Source organism: Adhaeribacter pallidiroseus (assembly GCF_003340495.1).
Classification (GTDB): Bacteria; Bacteroidota; Bacteroidia; order Cytophagales; family Hymenobacteraceae; genus Adhaeribacter; species Adhaeribacter pallidiroseus.
The window spans coordinates 4,542,984-4,557,275 of the sequence record NZ_QASA01000001.1 but is presented as its reverse complement, the minus strand read 5'-3'; the positions used below and the strand labels follow the sequence as shown (position 1 = coordinate 4,557,275).

Sequence of the window (14,292 nt, the reverse complement as noted above, 5' to 3'; positions counted from 1 at the left end):
GCACAGCTGCGTGTAAGCAAAAGAGCTAAAAGCCGGGCAGAACGGAACAGAAAAGGACTTAACAGCTTAGAAGCCGGCGCTGGCAACTCAACGAAAAGATGAGGGCTTGTAGCTCAGGTGGTTAGAGCGCTACACTGATAATGTAGAGGTCCCTGGTTCGAGTCCAGGCAGGCCCACTCTATAAAACTAGGGGGATTAGCTCAGCTGGCTAGAGCGCCTGCTTTGCACGCAGGAGGTCAACGGTTCGACTCCGTTATTCTCCACACTTAATTTAAAAGATTATACATCAGTAAAGACAGCGGGTCTTTACTACTAGATTTAAGGAACAGTTTAAAAGGAGCAAGCAGCGAGTATTCAGTGATTGATAACTTGTAACTTGCAACTTAGAACCTGCCACTTAAGCTAAAGTTCTTTGACATAATGGTAAGAGAAGAAACTAGAGTAGACAAAAATACGAGTAAAGAGTAAACGATTTTTTAAGAAAGTTACTAAGGGCGTATGGGGGATGCCTAGGCTCTCAAAGGCGAAGAAAGACGTGATAAGCTGCGATAAGCTCGGGGATTGGCACATACGAAGTGATCCCGAGATTTCTGAATGGGGCAACCCGGCTAGTTGAAGACTAGTCACCCCGCAAGGGGGGCAAACCCGGAGAACTGAAACATCTAAGTACCCGGAGGAAGAGAAAATAAGAATGATTCCGTAAGTAGTGGCGAGCGAACGCGGAAGAGCCCAAACCATAGTTGTTACGGCAACTACGGGGTTGTAGGACCACGAGATGGGACTGAAAAAGGAAGCTAAATTACCTGGAAAGGTAAGCCAGAGAAGGTGAAAGCCCTGTCAGCGTAAGTTTTTCAGCCTTAGTGGGATCCTGAGTAGGGCGGGACCAGTGAAATCCCGTCTGAATCTGCCGGTACCATCCGGTAAGGCTAAATACTTTTGAGAGACCGATAGTGAACCAGTACCGTGAGGGAAAGGTGAAAAGAACCTTGAATAAAGGAGTGAAATAGAACCTGAAACCATACGCTTACAAGCGGTCGGAGGTCTTTCGTGGACTGACGGCGTGCCTTTTGCATAATGAGCCTACGAGTTACGCCTCTCTGGCAAGGTTAAGATTATCGATAATCGGAGCCGCAGCGAAAGCGAGTCTGAATAGGGCGCATAGTCAGGGGGGGTAGACGCGAAACTTTGTGATCTACCCTTGACCAGGTTGAAGTGTGGGTAACACCACATGGAGGACCGAACCAGTTTCCGTTGAAAAGGATTTGGATGAGTTGAGGGTAGGGGTGAAAGGCCAATCAAACTGAGAAATAGCTCGTACTCCCCGAAATGTTTTTAGGAACAGCGTCGTGGTAAGAGTTTGCTAGAGGTAGAGCTACCGATTGGACTAGGGGGAGTCACATCCTACCGAATCCAGACGAACTCCGAATGCTAGTAAATATACACGGCAGTGAGGCTTGGGGTGCTAAGGTCCCAGGCCGAGAGGGAAACAACCCAGACCATCCGCTAAGGTCCCTAAATTTATACTAAGTTGAACAAAGGAGGTCCAGTTGCTTTGACAGCCAGGATGTTGGCTTGGAAGCAGCCATTCATTTAAAGAGTGCGTAACAGCTCACTGGTCGAGCGACAGGGCATCGATAATAATCGGGCATCAAGTATAATACCGAAGCGATGGATAGGTAGCAATACCTGTGGTAGGGGAGCATTCTCAACCGCGTAGAAGGTACCTGGTCATGGGTGCTGGAGCGTTGAGAAAAGCAAATGTAGGCATAAGTAACGATAAGGCAGGTGAGAAACCTGCCCGCCGCAAGACTAAGGTTTCCTGAACAACGCTAATCGGTTCAGGGTTAGTCGGGTCCTAAGGCAATACCGACAGGTTAAGTCGATGGACAACGGGTTAATATTCCCGTACTAGCTTATTAGAGTGATGTGGTGACGGAGGAGTGAAAGGTCTGCGTACTGACGGAATAGTACGTTGAAGGCCGTAGTTATATTTCTGGTAGGCAAATCCGCCGGAGATGATGAAAGCTGATAGTACACCAACCCTTCGGGGGCGGTGATATGACCCTAAGCCGACTTCCAAGAAAACCCGCTAAGCGTTTACTAATAAGCTACCCGTACCGTAAACCGACACAGGTAGTCGAGGAGAGTATCCTCAGGCGCTCGAGTGAATCACGGCCAAGGAACTCGGCAAAATGGCCCTGTAACTTCGGGAGAAGGGGCGCTTCCTGGTAGTAATACCAGAAGCCGCAGTGAAAAGGCCCAGGCGACTGTTTAACAAAAACACATGGCTTTGCGAAATCGAAAGATGAAGTATAAGGCCTGACACCTGCCCGGTGCTGGAAGGTTAAGAGGGGGGGTTAGCCGCAAGGCGAAGCTCTGAATCGAAGCCCCAGTAAACGGCGGCCGTAACTATAACGGTCCTAAGGTAGCGAAATTCCTTGTCGGGTAAGTTCCGACCTGCACGAATGGTGTAACGATCTGGGCGCTGTCTCAGCCGTGAGCTCGGTGAAATTGTAGTCTCGGTGAAGATGCCGAGTACCCGCAACGGGACGGAAAGACCCCGTGCACCTTTACTATAGCTTAACATTGACTCTGGATAACTCATGTGTAGGATAGGTGGGAGACTAGGAAGCGGCGTCGCCAGGCGTCGTGGAGTCAACGTTGAAATACCACCCTTGAGTTATTTGGAGCCTAATCTGGCAACGGAAACAGTGTTTGGTGGGTAGTTTGACTGGGGTGGTCGCCTCCAAAAGAGTAACGGAGGCTTTCAAAGGTACCCTCAGCACGCTTGGTAACCGTGCGTAGAGTGCAATAGCAGAAGGGTGCTTGACTGTGAGGCCAACAAGCCGAGCAGGTACGAAAGTAGGATATAGTGATCCGGTGGTTCCGCATGGAAGGGCCATCGCTCAAAGGATAAAAGGTACGCCGGGGATAACAGGCTGATCTCCCCCAAGAGCTCATATCGACGGGGAGGTTTGGCACCTCGATGTCGGCTCGTCACGTCCTGGGGCTGGAGAAGGTCCCAAGGGTTCGGCTGTTCGCCGATTAAAGTGGCACGCGAGCTGGGTTCAGAACGTCGTGAGACAGTTCGGTCCCTATCTGTTGTGGGCGTAAGAAATTTGCGAGGACCTGACCTTAGTACGAGAGGACCGGGTTGGACGAGCCGCTAGTGCACCGGTTGTGGCGCCAGCTGCAGCGCCGGGTAGCTACGCTCGGATGAGATAAGCGCTGAAAGCATCTAAGTGCGAAACTCACCTCAAGATGAGATTTCTTTGAAGGGTCGTGAAAGATGATCACGTTGATAGGCGGTAGGTGTAAAGCTAGAAATAGCACAGCTGAGCCGTACTAATTACCCGTAAGCTTTCTTAAAAGCCCTTCGTTTCCTTTTCACTCGGATTTACTCGAGCTCTGCTTCTCTTACCTATTTATGTTAAACAATATGCTAGCTACTATGTACTAGCCTAAGAACTTTCAAACATCAAAGCGGCGTGAGTCCGCTTCTTTCCTGGTAACAGGAACGTATAGTAATGGTGGTTATAGCGCGGGTGTTCACCTCTTCCCTTTCCGAACAGAGCAGTTAAGCCCCGTAGCGCCAATGGTACTGCAATCACATGCGGGAGAGTAGGTAACCGCCAACCCCCTTTTTTCCCTTCCGCCCCAGCCTTGAATCAGGCCGGGGCGTTTTGCCTTACAACCCTTCGAATGGCAAGCCATCCCGCTCTTCTCTTTAGTATTTTAAGATCTCCTTGCTTGTTCTGCCACAGAGTCTACTCTTTTACCCCCTTCTTTTTAGAAAATTGTTCAGGAGTTTGGCGCTGCCAAAAGAAAATCAGGTAATAAAGTTTGCAAAAACATTATAAAACTACAAATAACCCGATGAAAGTGACATTAAGGAATACATTCGTCTGATAAGCCTTCTATTTTCTTTGTGCTGGGGCAGTAGCCTGTTTTCCTATTCCAAGGCATGGCATTTGTATTTAAAATGGACTTCCTGCAAGGTGTCAAAAGAAAGTTTAAGGATATAAAAGCAATCGTTGACCCTCTTAAGGAAAAGACCGTTTGATGGCCATCTGTATGTTTGCTGCTATATTCATTCATAGTCATCTACTTGACCTTATAGCTAAGGCGTTCAGGCAACTGGTTTAAAGTAGCAATAATATTTGTAGTAATCATATTCTAGGCTTGTGTGCCTTATAATAGCTACTACCCTGCTCTCGCGCTATTTAGCCGTTTTATTGGTGACAATGGTATAAAGCTCGCCATTGGATAAGGCTGCCAAGTCGATGCGTAGATAAGCGATAGTATTTTCAAGGAAAAGCATATAGTCCACAGCTTTGGCTATTTGAGACTATGATGAAAGTCGAAGAATGTGGTCTTTATATTGTTGCTGAACCTGCTTGCCGTCTACTTGGAAGAAATGCCCCTACTGGTGGCTGCTGATAGGTAGTTATTCAAATATACCCTTTAAAAAGCGCAAACACAATGGTCATTATCACGCTTTTTTGAACTAAATTTCAGTTTTGGGTAATGATTACTCCATTGGTGAGCACAGTCTAACTGAGCGTCTAGTAAGCGTCTGACAATATCTAAGTGATGTTCTTGCTACTGCAAAGTAACTAGATTTTTCGCCCCACAACTTTTCGACTTATCCCAAATTTTATACTTATAGCCAGTTCTAAAAACAGGAAGCTGACATTTATGTGTAAATAAAAAAGCACTTACCGAAGTTATTCGTGTAAGTGCTTAATTTCAAGTGGTCGCGTAGGGAGTCGAACCCCAAACCTTCTGATTCGTAGTCAGATGCTCTATCCAGTTGAGCTACGTGACCATTTTCTCGTTTTGAGTGTGCAAAGATACATAAACCATCTGTTCTTTCGCAAGCTATCTGTTAAATATTTATAAATTTTTTCCTGCTACTTTCTTTTCTAAAGCTTTTTTTAATGCCCGATTAAATAGAAAGTATAAACCCAACAATGAAACTATAATTAGCAATAATAATAAGATTTGACCACTCTTGCCAGTATCCGGGTTTTGTAATAAAGCAATAACATCTTGTGCCTGAGTACCCAACCAGAAAAAAAATAAAGTACGCGGCAGCATACCCACTATACTAGCCAGAAAAAATTTACGCTTTTCCACCTTCATCATAGCTAATACAAATGTCATTAGGGCAAAAGGTAAAACTGGTGAAATCCGGGTTAAAATAATTAAACTCCAGCTTTGATTTTTTAACTCGCTCATAATCGCAGCTGCTTTTTCGAAGTGACTTATAAAGCGTATCAGTTTACCGTGATCTATTATTTGAGCTAGGCCGTAGCCGATTAAAGAAGCTAATCCGTAGGATATAACTACACCCGGAAACCCACTCCAGCCTAAGTAAAAACCGGTTATTATAGCTACGAAAGTAGTAGGAGTTATAGCAAAAGCCATCGTAACGGAAACTACCATAAAATAAACTACCATTTGTCCCCAGGATAAATGCTGTAGAATATACTGGTATTGATAGAGAACAACGGCAAGCGTAGAACTAATAAGTACGGGCCCAACGGCCAGTAAAACCATAGAAATAAAAGTTCCTGCGTTTTTTTGTAAAAGTTGTTTAAGCATCAACTAATTGTAAGGTATAGGTTGCAAGTTACAAGTTGCTCACAAATAATAGCAGGTTTATAGTTTTAATAATAGGTCTCAAGCAAAATGATGGAAAAGAATATGCTTATACACTTACAGGTACTGGAAAAGAAAAATTTAAAATAATATGAATAAACATGCCCGCAGCAATTTGTAACTTTTAACGCACAAAACCTGTAACTTGCAACCTGTAACTTGTAATTATGCTATGAAATTCGGCACTAAAACCATACACGCGGGGGTTTATCCCGATCCAAGTACCGGCGCCATTATGACGCCCATTTTTCAAACTTCTACATACGTTCAAAGATCGCCTGGCGATCATAAAGGTTATGAATATTCGCGGACACATAATCCAACGCGTACTCAACTGCAAAATGCCTTAGCAGCTTTAGAAAACGGTAAACATGGGTTATGTTTTGCTTCTGGTATGGCAGCTATTGATGCGATGATTAAGTTATTAAACCCTGGCGATGAAGTTATTGCTTCGAACGATCTATACGGCGGCAGTTACCGGATATTTACCAAAATATTCCAAAATTATGGGTTAAAGTTTCATTTTATATCCATGAGTGAAGCCGCTAATATTGAAAAATTTATAAACCAAAACACAAAGCTTATTTGGGTAGAAACTCCCACTAACCCTTTACTGAATATTATTGACATTGCGGCTGCGGTAGAAATAGCTAAGAAACACAATATTTTATTGGGAGTGGATAATACTTTTGCCACTCCGTACTTGCAAACACCACTGGACTTAGGAGCAGACTTAGTGATGCATTCGCTTACCAAGTACATGGGTGGTCACTCGGATGTGGTAATGGGAGCTTTGATTGTAAACAACGATGATCTGGCCCAACGCTTATCTTTTATTCAGAATGCTTCCGGAGCAACACCCGGTCCGCAGGATTGTTTTTTGTTACTCCGCGGTTTAAAAACTTTACACGTACGCATGCAGCGCCATTGTGAGAATGGTCGGGCTGTGGCGGAATTTTTAAAAAATCACCCGAAAGTAGAAAAGGTATTTTGGCCCGGTTTTTCTGACCACAACAACCATGAGGTGGCTCGAAAGCAGATGTGCGATTTTGGAGGCATGATCTCGTTTGTATTAAAAGGAGATAATATGCAGGATGCGATACGTACCCTGGAGAAGTTTCACTACTTTTCGTTGGCGGAGTCGTTGGGTGGTGTAGAGTCGCTTTGCGGACATCCGGCCAGCATGACCCATGCTAGTATCCCGCGCGAAGAACGTTTAAAAGGTGGGCTTAGTGATTCTTTGATTCGTTTGAGTGTAGGTATTGAGGATATTGAAGATCTACTTGCCGATTTAGAGCAAGCGTTAAATTAAACGACAGACACTAGATTGTAGATTCGAGACCTTCTGATTTAAAATTTTTTAAAAATTAAACCCCGATATGAGAAATGCCAGCTATAAGCTGGCATTTTTAGTATTATAAAGTCTAGCTTCAAGTATCTAGCATCTAATTTGTCTCCAGAATTTGAAAAAGTTCGTCTAATTTAGGGGTCAGAATGATTTCGGTGCGCCGGTTTTTCTGACGAGCTTCAGCTGTTCTGCCAGTTTCCACCGGAGCCGTTTGTCCCCGACCCGAAGGAGTAACTTTGGCTGCATCTAAACCAGCCTTCGTTAAAATCCGGGTTATTTCGGTGGCGCGGAGCACGCTTAAATCCCAGTTATCCTGTATGCCGGTAATTTTGGTTACGGGTACATCGTCGGTGTGGCCTTCTACTAAAACATTTACGTCGCTTTGTCCTTGTAAAGCTTTGGCTAGCTTTTGCAAAGCCTCCTGACCCTTAGGGTCTACTTTGGTACTGCCGGATTTAAATAATAATTGTTCGGCCAACGACACGTATACTTTACCGTTTTTAACATTTACCGTTAAGTCTTTATCTTTAAAACCCAGTAAAGCATTGCTTACTTTGCTGCGTAGTGCATCCACAGCTTTATCTTTTTCGGCGAGCACGCGCTCTAATTCGTTCAGGCGCTCCTCCCGGGATTTTAAATCAACGCTAAGTTTATCTATCTGCAGTTTACTGGCCTTTAAATTTTCATCTAGTGCTTTTAACTCACTTTCGCGGCGAGTTAAATCGGAAGAAAGCCGCGACGATTCAGTGGCACTGTTTGACATTAATTTCTCATGATTTTTAAGTAAGTTGTCGTAGGTATTGGTTAAATCAGTCTGCAAACGTTTGGTTTTACGTAGTGCCAAACCGGTACTGGTGGAGTCGCTGATTAGTTTATGATTAGCTTTGGTTAGTTCACTTAGTTCTTCCTCTAGTTTCGCTTGTTGGGTTTGTGCCAATTTTAGAGAACGTTTCGTATTAGCAGCATCGGTGTTTACCTGCAATAGCTGGCTATTCAGATCGTCGTATTTCTTTTTAGTTACGCACGACGAAGTAAAAAGTAAAATAAGAATAGAAACTATAAAACTACAATTTGAAAAGCTAGAAATGAGCATAGGAACAATTTCTGACAAGAGTACGAAGTGGCAGCAAGTTACAAAAACTAATAATAGTGTTTCAATGATATTGATTATAATTGCTTCAGTTTGCTGATTTTTGAAATTTTTTAAAAATTATCGGTCAGCAATAATACAGGATTAAAGCATGTTTTTAGAACAAAAAAGGGTCTTGAACGTTTTGTTTTTAAACGTTATGTATTATATAAAGTCTCAGGTAGAACCAGCGTTTTATAACAAAGTAGGAAAGTTTTTTACCGGTAAAATTTACTACTATATTTGCACACTATTTTCTGACCTCTCGCGAGCAAAAAAAGCAACATGGAATACAGACGTGATAATTTGCCAGCCTGATACAGACTTAAAAAAGGTGCATACGTTTATTAAAAAGCGCAACGCGCAGAAAGGAGATAATCAAATAAAATGGCTTGGTTTAGAAGAGTAGAAAAAGGAATTGTAACTCCTACGGAAGAAAAAAAGAAACTCCGGATGGCCTTTGGTATAAATGCCCGGAGTGCAAGCGGGTAACTAACACCACGGAACATAAAGCAAATTTATACACGTGTGTAAATTGTGGATACCACGAACGGATTAATTCAGCAGAATATTTTGAAATTTTGTTTGATACGCCTGATTTCCGGGAGTTAGATGCAAATTTAACTTCTTCGGATCCGCTGGAATTTGTAGATACCCAAGCCTATCCAAACCGGATAGCTGCCTCGCAACGGAAAACACATCTGAAAGACGCTGTTCGTACGGCGCGCGGTATGATGAATAATCTGGAATTAGTGGTAGCCTGTATGGACTTCAATTTCATTGGGGGCTCTATGGGGTCAGTGGTCGGCGAAAAAATTGCGCGGGCCATAGATTACGCCCGGCAGCAGCGCATTCCTTTTCTAATGATTTCTAAATCGGGTGGGGCCCGTATGATGGAGGCGGGTTATTCTTTAATGCAAATGGCTAAGACTTCGGCTAAACTGGCTTTACTTTCCGAAGAGAAAATACCATATATCTCTCTGTTAACCGATCCTACTACTGGAGGAGTTACAGCTTCCTTTGCTATGCTCGGTGATTTTAACATTTCGGAGCCAGGTGCACTTATTGGTTTTGCCGGCCCGCGGGTTATTAAGGAAACCATTGGTAAAGATTTACCCAAGGATTTCCAAAGTGCGGAGTTTGTATTGGATCACGGTTTTCTGGATTTTATTGTGCATCGGAAAGAGCTTAAACAAAAATTAACGGATTTGTTGTTGATGCTTCGTCCGGATAAAGCTCCTCTCTCTGATGAAATTTCAGTATCTGCTAATGGTAAAGCTTTACAGGCCACCACGCCAATTTAAACTAATCTTTATTGTTGCTGATAATCTGATACTTTTATTCCGACTACTTAAAATTGCTTGCTTTTTAGCTTTTGAGCACTAGAATTGGCCTGACTTTTGTAACTATAATAATATACAAAAAATTATATATTATTTAAACCATTTTCTGCAAAACGAGTACTATAGGCATAGTGTCGTATTAAAAAGTGCAAATTCAAAAACTTAATTCTATGAAAATCTCAAAGTTATTTTTATCTGTTTTCTTATCCTTCTTAGTGCTTTTTTCTGCGTGTAAAACCGCACAAACTAGTCGGGATACAGGTGCGCCGGATGGTGGTGGTACCAGCCGGACTTCAGGTCAACCGAACAGAAAAATGAATAAAACAGCCAAAGGGGGTATTATTGGTGCCGGTGCTGGTGCTGTAGTGGGTGGCGTTATTGGTAGAATAACCGGAAATACCGCAGCCGGAGCTATTATTGGGGCGGCCGTAGGTGGTTCTACTGGTGCCGTTATTGGTCGGCGCATGGATAAGCAAGCAGAAGAGTTGCGCCGCGATATGGAAAATGCTAAAATCGAGCGGGTTGGAGAAGGTATCAAAATTACTTTTAATTCTGGAATTTTGTTTGCCACGAACTCTGCGGAGTTACAGCCAACTTCTAAAACCGACATCGAAAGCTTAGCTGCAACTCTTAAAAAATATGGTGATACGAACGTAATTGTTCAAGGTCATACGGATAATACTGGTTCTGATGCTATTAACCAGCCTTTGTCAGAACGCCGGGCACAAGCTGTTTCGGATTATATTACTTCTTTAGGGGTAGAGGCTAGCCGTTTAACGGCGCAAGGTTTTGGTTCAAGCCAACCAGTTGCCGAAAATACTACAGCAGCAGGTAAGCAAGCAAACCGTCGGGTAGAAGTAGCTATTTTCGCCAACGAAAAATTGAAAAAAGCAGCTGAGCGCGGTGATATTAAGTAAGCAACGTAAATACTAATAAACGAAAGCCATTCCTATTGGGGATGGCTTTTTTTATTTATTGGCTTGTTACCTTAAAGGTACTCCCAAAGATTATTAACTTATTCAAGTTACTTGCCAAGAATAAATTTAATTATTACAATATTACTAACTATATTAATTTGTATATATATTAATAAAACAATAATTGAGATTTCAGGCAAAAGTTGGCAAGAGAGTTGCCTCTGTAAAGACCTGTTCCTACACACAATTTTAAACGGCTGTTCTTTGAGCAGCCGTTTTTTTTATGAATAATTGTACTGAGAACCACCATCACAGATACATCCTTCAGATTTAAATTTTTTTCTAACCTTTTAAGAAAATTTTTAAAAGTAGCTGGTCAAATGCGGGAGAGAAAATCTTAAAATTTGCTATCCTGGTCATTCAGAAGGGTATTAGATTTAGGACGTTTTTTTAAATTTTACTCTTGTTTACTCCTTTGATATTAAACCAGATAAAGAAAACAGCAATAGCTGCTCCTAAAAAGGCTAAGGCTACATCCTTTTGCGCATCCCAAATATCGCCCTGCATCCCTAAGTACACCGATGCTTTTTCCTGCACAAACAAGGTAGAAAAAATCCATTCTACCAGTTCAAACAATACACTCATCGATAAGGTAAGCTCTAAAGGAATTAAATAAGGCAGCCAGCGCGCGTGTTTTAAATGATACCGGCAAATTTCGTACATAGGTAAGGCCATGAGTAAACCAAAACTAAAATGCACTAACCGGTCGTAATGATTACGGGGCAGGGCAAATGCTTCTTGTAACCAATGACCCACCGGATTGCTTTGGTAAGTATACTGACTACCGTATAAATGCAGCAGTAAAAACAAAAAAACAAAAACAATGCTTTTATCAGATAGCGAATAGCGGGAGTAGAAAAATCCAAAAGCAATAAGCCCCGGAAAGGTTAACAAATTTTCGAGTAACCAATTAAAAAAGTTAGTAGTAGCAAAACCGCTGTACAACCAAAATAAGGTAAAAACTAACACGCAGCCGGTTAAAACCGGATTTCGGAAAAGCAGCAAATATTTATGAGCAGCACGAACTTTAACAAACGACATAGAAACAGCGGATATTTTTGTTTTTTAACTAGTAACATTCCCCGGATGTTTTAAAACGAAAGAATTAAGCTCTGGTTACTGAACAAGACTTGCGTTTACCTGGTTTGTGGCTACGGACTGGCTTTATACCAAAAAGTTTAACGGTACTATCAGCAAAACAAGCAAACCAACATAAAATTTAAAAATACTGCTGCTGTCCGCCTTGCGTAATGGCATAAACTAGGTTACTGTAAAATTTTTAAAATTTAAGGTTAATCCCCTGAAAAGTTTTTTCTACGCTATCCGGAAACCGTGTGCCTCTTTCAACTGTTATCTTCTTTAATCTGTTTCAAATTTAGTTTGTTACAAGCAGATTAACTTAATTTTACTCCTAATAATCACACAATAAGGTTAAAAATAACCAGGTTATATTATATGCCGGTAATTACGTTATTTTGCCATACCTTTTACACAAAGTAATACTTCATGCTATTCCTGAAACGCGCTATATTTTTGTTCTTTATTTTAATTTTAATATTGCCGAGTGCTTTTGGTCAGGTTTTAAAACCAGCTACCTGGGCATATTCCTGGTCGAAAAAAGAAGCAAAAACCGGGGACGAAATGGAAGTGGTAATTAATGTGAAAATAGATGCTGACTGGTATTTGTATTCCAGCGATTTTGATCCGAACGTAGGGCCAACAGTAACTACCTTCACGTTTACACCGCATTCATCTTATCAATTAGTCGGAAAAATTATTCCGGTTAACCCAAAGAAAAAGTTCGACAAAATTTTTGGCGGCGATGTTACTTATTTTACGAAAACTGCCCAGTTCCGGCAGCGTATTAAAGTCTTGCAAAAAGATTTGCGCCTGAGTGGCTCCGTAGAGTACCAGGTTTGTACCGAGGTAGATGGCAAGTGTATTCCGTTTGATGAATCGTTTACATTGGAGCCAATCCCGGTCACGGGTGAACCCATATCTTTAAATAATTCAACTACATCTCCAGTACCCAAACCAGAAACTAATCCAGTATCTCCAACTGCCGTTAAAACCAGTAAACCCACCGAAAAACCCGAAACCTTGCTGGTAGACAATCCGGATTTTCAAAACGTTATTACCCGCGTGGATTCTGCTTTGGCCGATTCAGCGAGAAAAAACACGCAGGTGGCAGCAACACCCAACAACAGCATTCCTGTTGCTTCCATTACAGCAAGTTCTAACGCTTTAGAAACATCCCAAACCGGTTCTAGCTTGTGGAAATTTGTATTGCTGGCTTTTGGCTCCGGTTTAGTGGCATTACTTACGCCATGTGTTTTTCCCATGGTGCCCATGACCGTAACATTTTTTACCGGTAACAGCCAGGGAAGGAGTGAATCTATTCTGAAAGCTTTGGGGTACGGCGTATCCATTATTGTTATTTACTCTTTAATCGGGGTTGTTTTTTCAAAATTAGCGGGTCCTGATGCCGCTAATTTTATTAGTACTCATTGGTTGCCGAATAGCATCTTTTTTTTAATTTTTTTACTTTTTGGTTTGTCTTTTTTGGGTTTATTTGAAATCACCTTACCCAGCAGCCTGGTAAATAAAGCCGATAGCCAAAGCGATAAAGGCGGCTGGTACGGCATCTTCTTTATGGCGTTTACCTTGGTGTTGGTATCTTTTTCCTGCACAGGGCCTATTGTAGGGAGTATATTGGTTGCGTCGGCGGGTGGCGAAACATTAAAACCTATTGCGGGCATGTTCGCGTATTCGTTGGCTTTTGCGTTACCCTTTACGTTGTTTGCGGCTTTTCCGTCGTGGTTGCGTAATTTACCTAAATCGGGTGGTTGGCTGAACTCGGTAAAAGTTTGTTTAGGCTTTATAGAACTAGCTCTAGCCTTAAAATTTTTGAGCGTGGCCGATCAGGCGTATCATTGGGGTATTCTGGACCGGGAAATTTATCTGGCTATCTGGATTGTCCTTTTTGCCTTGCTGGGTTTCTATCTGCTGGGCAAACTCAAATTTGCGCACGATAGTGATTTGCCTTATCTCAGTGTGCCTCGTTTATCGCTGGCTATTATAACCTTTAGCTTTGTGGTGTATTTAATTCCGGGCTTATTGGGGGCGCCGTTAAAAGCACTGGCGGGCTACTTGCCACCCCAAAGTACCCATGATTTTGATTTATCGCGTTTGCTTACTTCCGGAGGGGGGAGTAATCCGGCAATTAGTACCTTGTGCGAAAAGCCCAAATACGCCGAGTTCCTGCATTTGCCGCACGGCATCCAGGGGTATTTTGATCTGGATCAGGCTAAGCGTTGTGCATTAGAACAAAATAAACCTGTTTTTATCGATTTTACCGGCCATGGTTGCGTGAATTGCCGCGAGATGGAGGCCAATGTATGGTCGGATCCGGAAGTGCTGCGACGCCTGAAGAATGACTTTGTAGTAGTAGCTTTGTACGTAGATGATAAAACTACTTTACCCAAAGCAGAATGGTATACCTCCACTTACGACCAGAAACAAAAAACCACGATCGGTAAAAAATACGCCGATTTTCAAATCACAACTTTCCAGAATAATGCGCAGCCGTTTTATATATTAATGGGGTCGGATGGTAAGCCCTTAGTTAAACCCATTGCTTACGATTTAGATGTTACCCATTTTGTGAATTTTTTAGATGCAGGCCTTGCCGCTTACAAAAAAACTGCAAACATCAATTAACCTGTTTAGGTACGCTGATTATCTTATAAAAAGAAAAACCTGCTTTGTTTGCTGATTTTTTAAAATTAGAACTCCTTCAAGAAGCTATTTAAAGCTTAGCTGCCGTATTAA

The 14,292-nt window shown here is 42.3% G+C and carries 7 protein-coding genes, 3 tRNA genes, 2 rRNA genes and 1 pseudogene; 9 read left to right on the top strand and 4 right to left on the bottom strand.

Features of this window, described 5'->3' with window-relative positions; translation table 11 throughout:
- Window positions 1–102: 102 nt before the first annotated feature.
- The 4 genes from AHMF7616_RS18205 to rrf all read left to right on the top strand — a co-directional run bounded on the left by AHMF7616_RS18205 (window position 103) and on the right by rrf (window position 3,638).
- A tRNA-Ile gene (locus AHMF7616_RS18205) sits at window positions 103–176 on the top strand.
- A gap of 13 nt (window positions 177–189) precedes the next feature.
- Window positions 190–263: transfer RNA gene (locus tag AHMF7616_RS18200), tRNA-Ala, on the top strand.
- Window positions 264–478: 215 nt separating this feature from the next.
- Window positions 479–3,369, top strand: a 23S ribosomal RNA gene (locus tag AHMF7616_RS18195).
- Window positions 3,370–3,526: 157 nt separating this feature from the next.
- Window positions 3,527–3,638 (top strand): 5S ribosomal RNA (gene rrf, locus AHMF7616_RS18190).
- 1,116 nt (window positions 3,639–4,754) lie between these two features.
- Here the strand turns inward: rrf and AHMF7616_RS18185 are convergent.
- Together AHMF7616_RS18185 and AHMF7616_RS18180 are read right to left on the bottom strand one after the other, a co-directional pair.
- Window positions 4,755–4,828 (bottom strand) — tRNA-Arg (locus tag AHMF7616_RS18185).
- A 68-nt stretch (window positions 4,829–4,896) separates the two neighbouring features.
- The gene (locus AHMF7616_RS18180) at window positions 4,897–5,430 is read right to left on the bottom strand and encodes a TVP38/TMEM64 family protein (RefSeq protein WP_233507777.1); all 534 of its coding nucleotides are present in this window, start codon (window positions 5,428–5,430) and stop codon (window positions 4,897–4,899) included.
- A gap of 406 nt (window positions 5,431–5,836) precedes the next feature.
- Between AHMF7616_RS18180 and AHMF7616_RS18175 the strand changes: the two genes are divergently transcribed.
- A complete protein-coding gene (locus tag AHMF7616_RS18175) occupies window positions 5,837–6,976 on the top strand; it encodes a trans-sulfuration enzyme family protein (RefSeq protein WP_115375678.1) in 1,140 nt (379 codons plus the stop codon).
- 133 nt (window positions 6,977–7,109) lie between these two features.
- Here AHMF7616_RS18175 and AHMF7616_RS18170 read toward each other — a convergent pair whose 3' ends face one another.
- The gene (locus AHMF7616_RS18170; protein ID WP_115374180.1) at window positions 7,110–8,105 is read right to left on the bottom strand and encodes an OmpA family protein; all 996 of its coding nucleotides are present in this window, start codon (window positions 8,103–8,105) and stop codon (window positions 7,110–7,112) included.
- A 148-nt stretch (window positions 8,106–8,253) separates the two neighbouring features.
- Here AHMF7616_RS18170 and AHMF7616_RS18165 point away from each other — a divergent pair, with 148 nt between their 5' ends.
- The 3 genes and pseudogenes from AHMF7616_RS18165 (at window position 8,254) to AHMF7616_RS18155 (ending at window position 10,401) form a co-directional block, all read left to right on the top strand.
- Window positions 8,254–8,550, top strand: coding sequence for a hypothetical protein (locus AHMF7616_RS18165; protein WP_115374179.1), 297 nt, complete (start codon window positions 8,254–8,256; stop codon window positions 8,548–8,550).
- Window positions 8,529–9,445, top strand: a pseudogene (accD, locus tag AHMF7616_RS18160) (acetyl-CoA carboxylase, carboxyltransferase subunit beta). Before AHMF7616_RS18165 ends, accD begins: the two are co-directional and overlap by 22 nt.
- A gap of 209 nt (window positions 9,446–9,654) precedes the next feature.
- The gene (locus AHMF7616_RS18155; RefSeq protein ID WP_115374178.1) at window positions 9,655–10,401 is read left to right on the top strand and encodes a YiaD family glycine zipper/OmpA-like lipoprotein; all 747 of its coding nucleotides are present in this window, start codon (window positions 9,655–9,657) and stop codon (window positions 10,399–10,401) included.
- 450 nt (window positions 10,402–10,851) lie between these two features.
- Here AHMF7616_RS18155 and AHMF7616_RS18150 read toward each other — a convergent pair whose 3' ends face one another.
- Window positions 10,852–11,502: a DUF2238 domain-containing protein gene (locus AHMF7616_RS18150; protein WP_115374177.1), complete on the bottom strand. Its 651-nt coding sequence runs from the start codon at window positions 11,500–11,502 to the stop codon at window positions 10,852–10,854.
- A 465-nt stretch (window positions 11,503–11,967) separates the two neighbouring features.
- Between AHMF7616_RS18150 and AHMF7616_RS18145 the strand changes: the two genes are divergently transcribed.
- Window positions 11,968–14,181 carry a protein-disulfide reductase DsbD family protein gene (locus AHMF7616_RS18145; protein ID WP_115374176.1) on the top strand — a complete coding sequence of 738 codons (2,214 nt, stop codon included), beginning with the start codon at window positions 11,968–11,970 and terminating at the stop codon, window positions 14,179–14,181.
- Window positions 14,182–14,292: the final 111 nt, after the last annotated feature.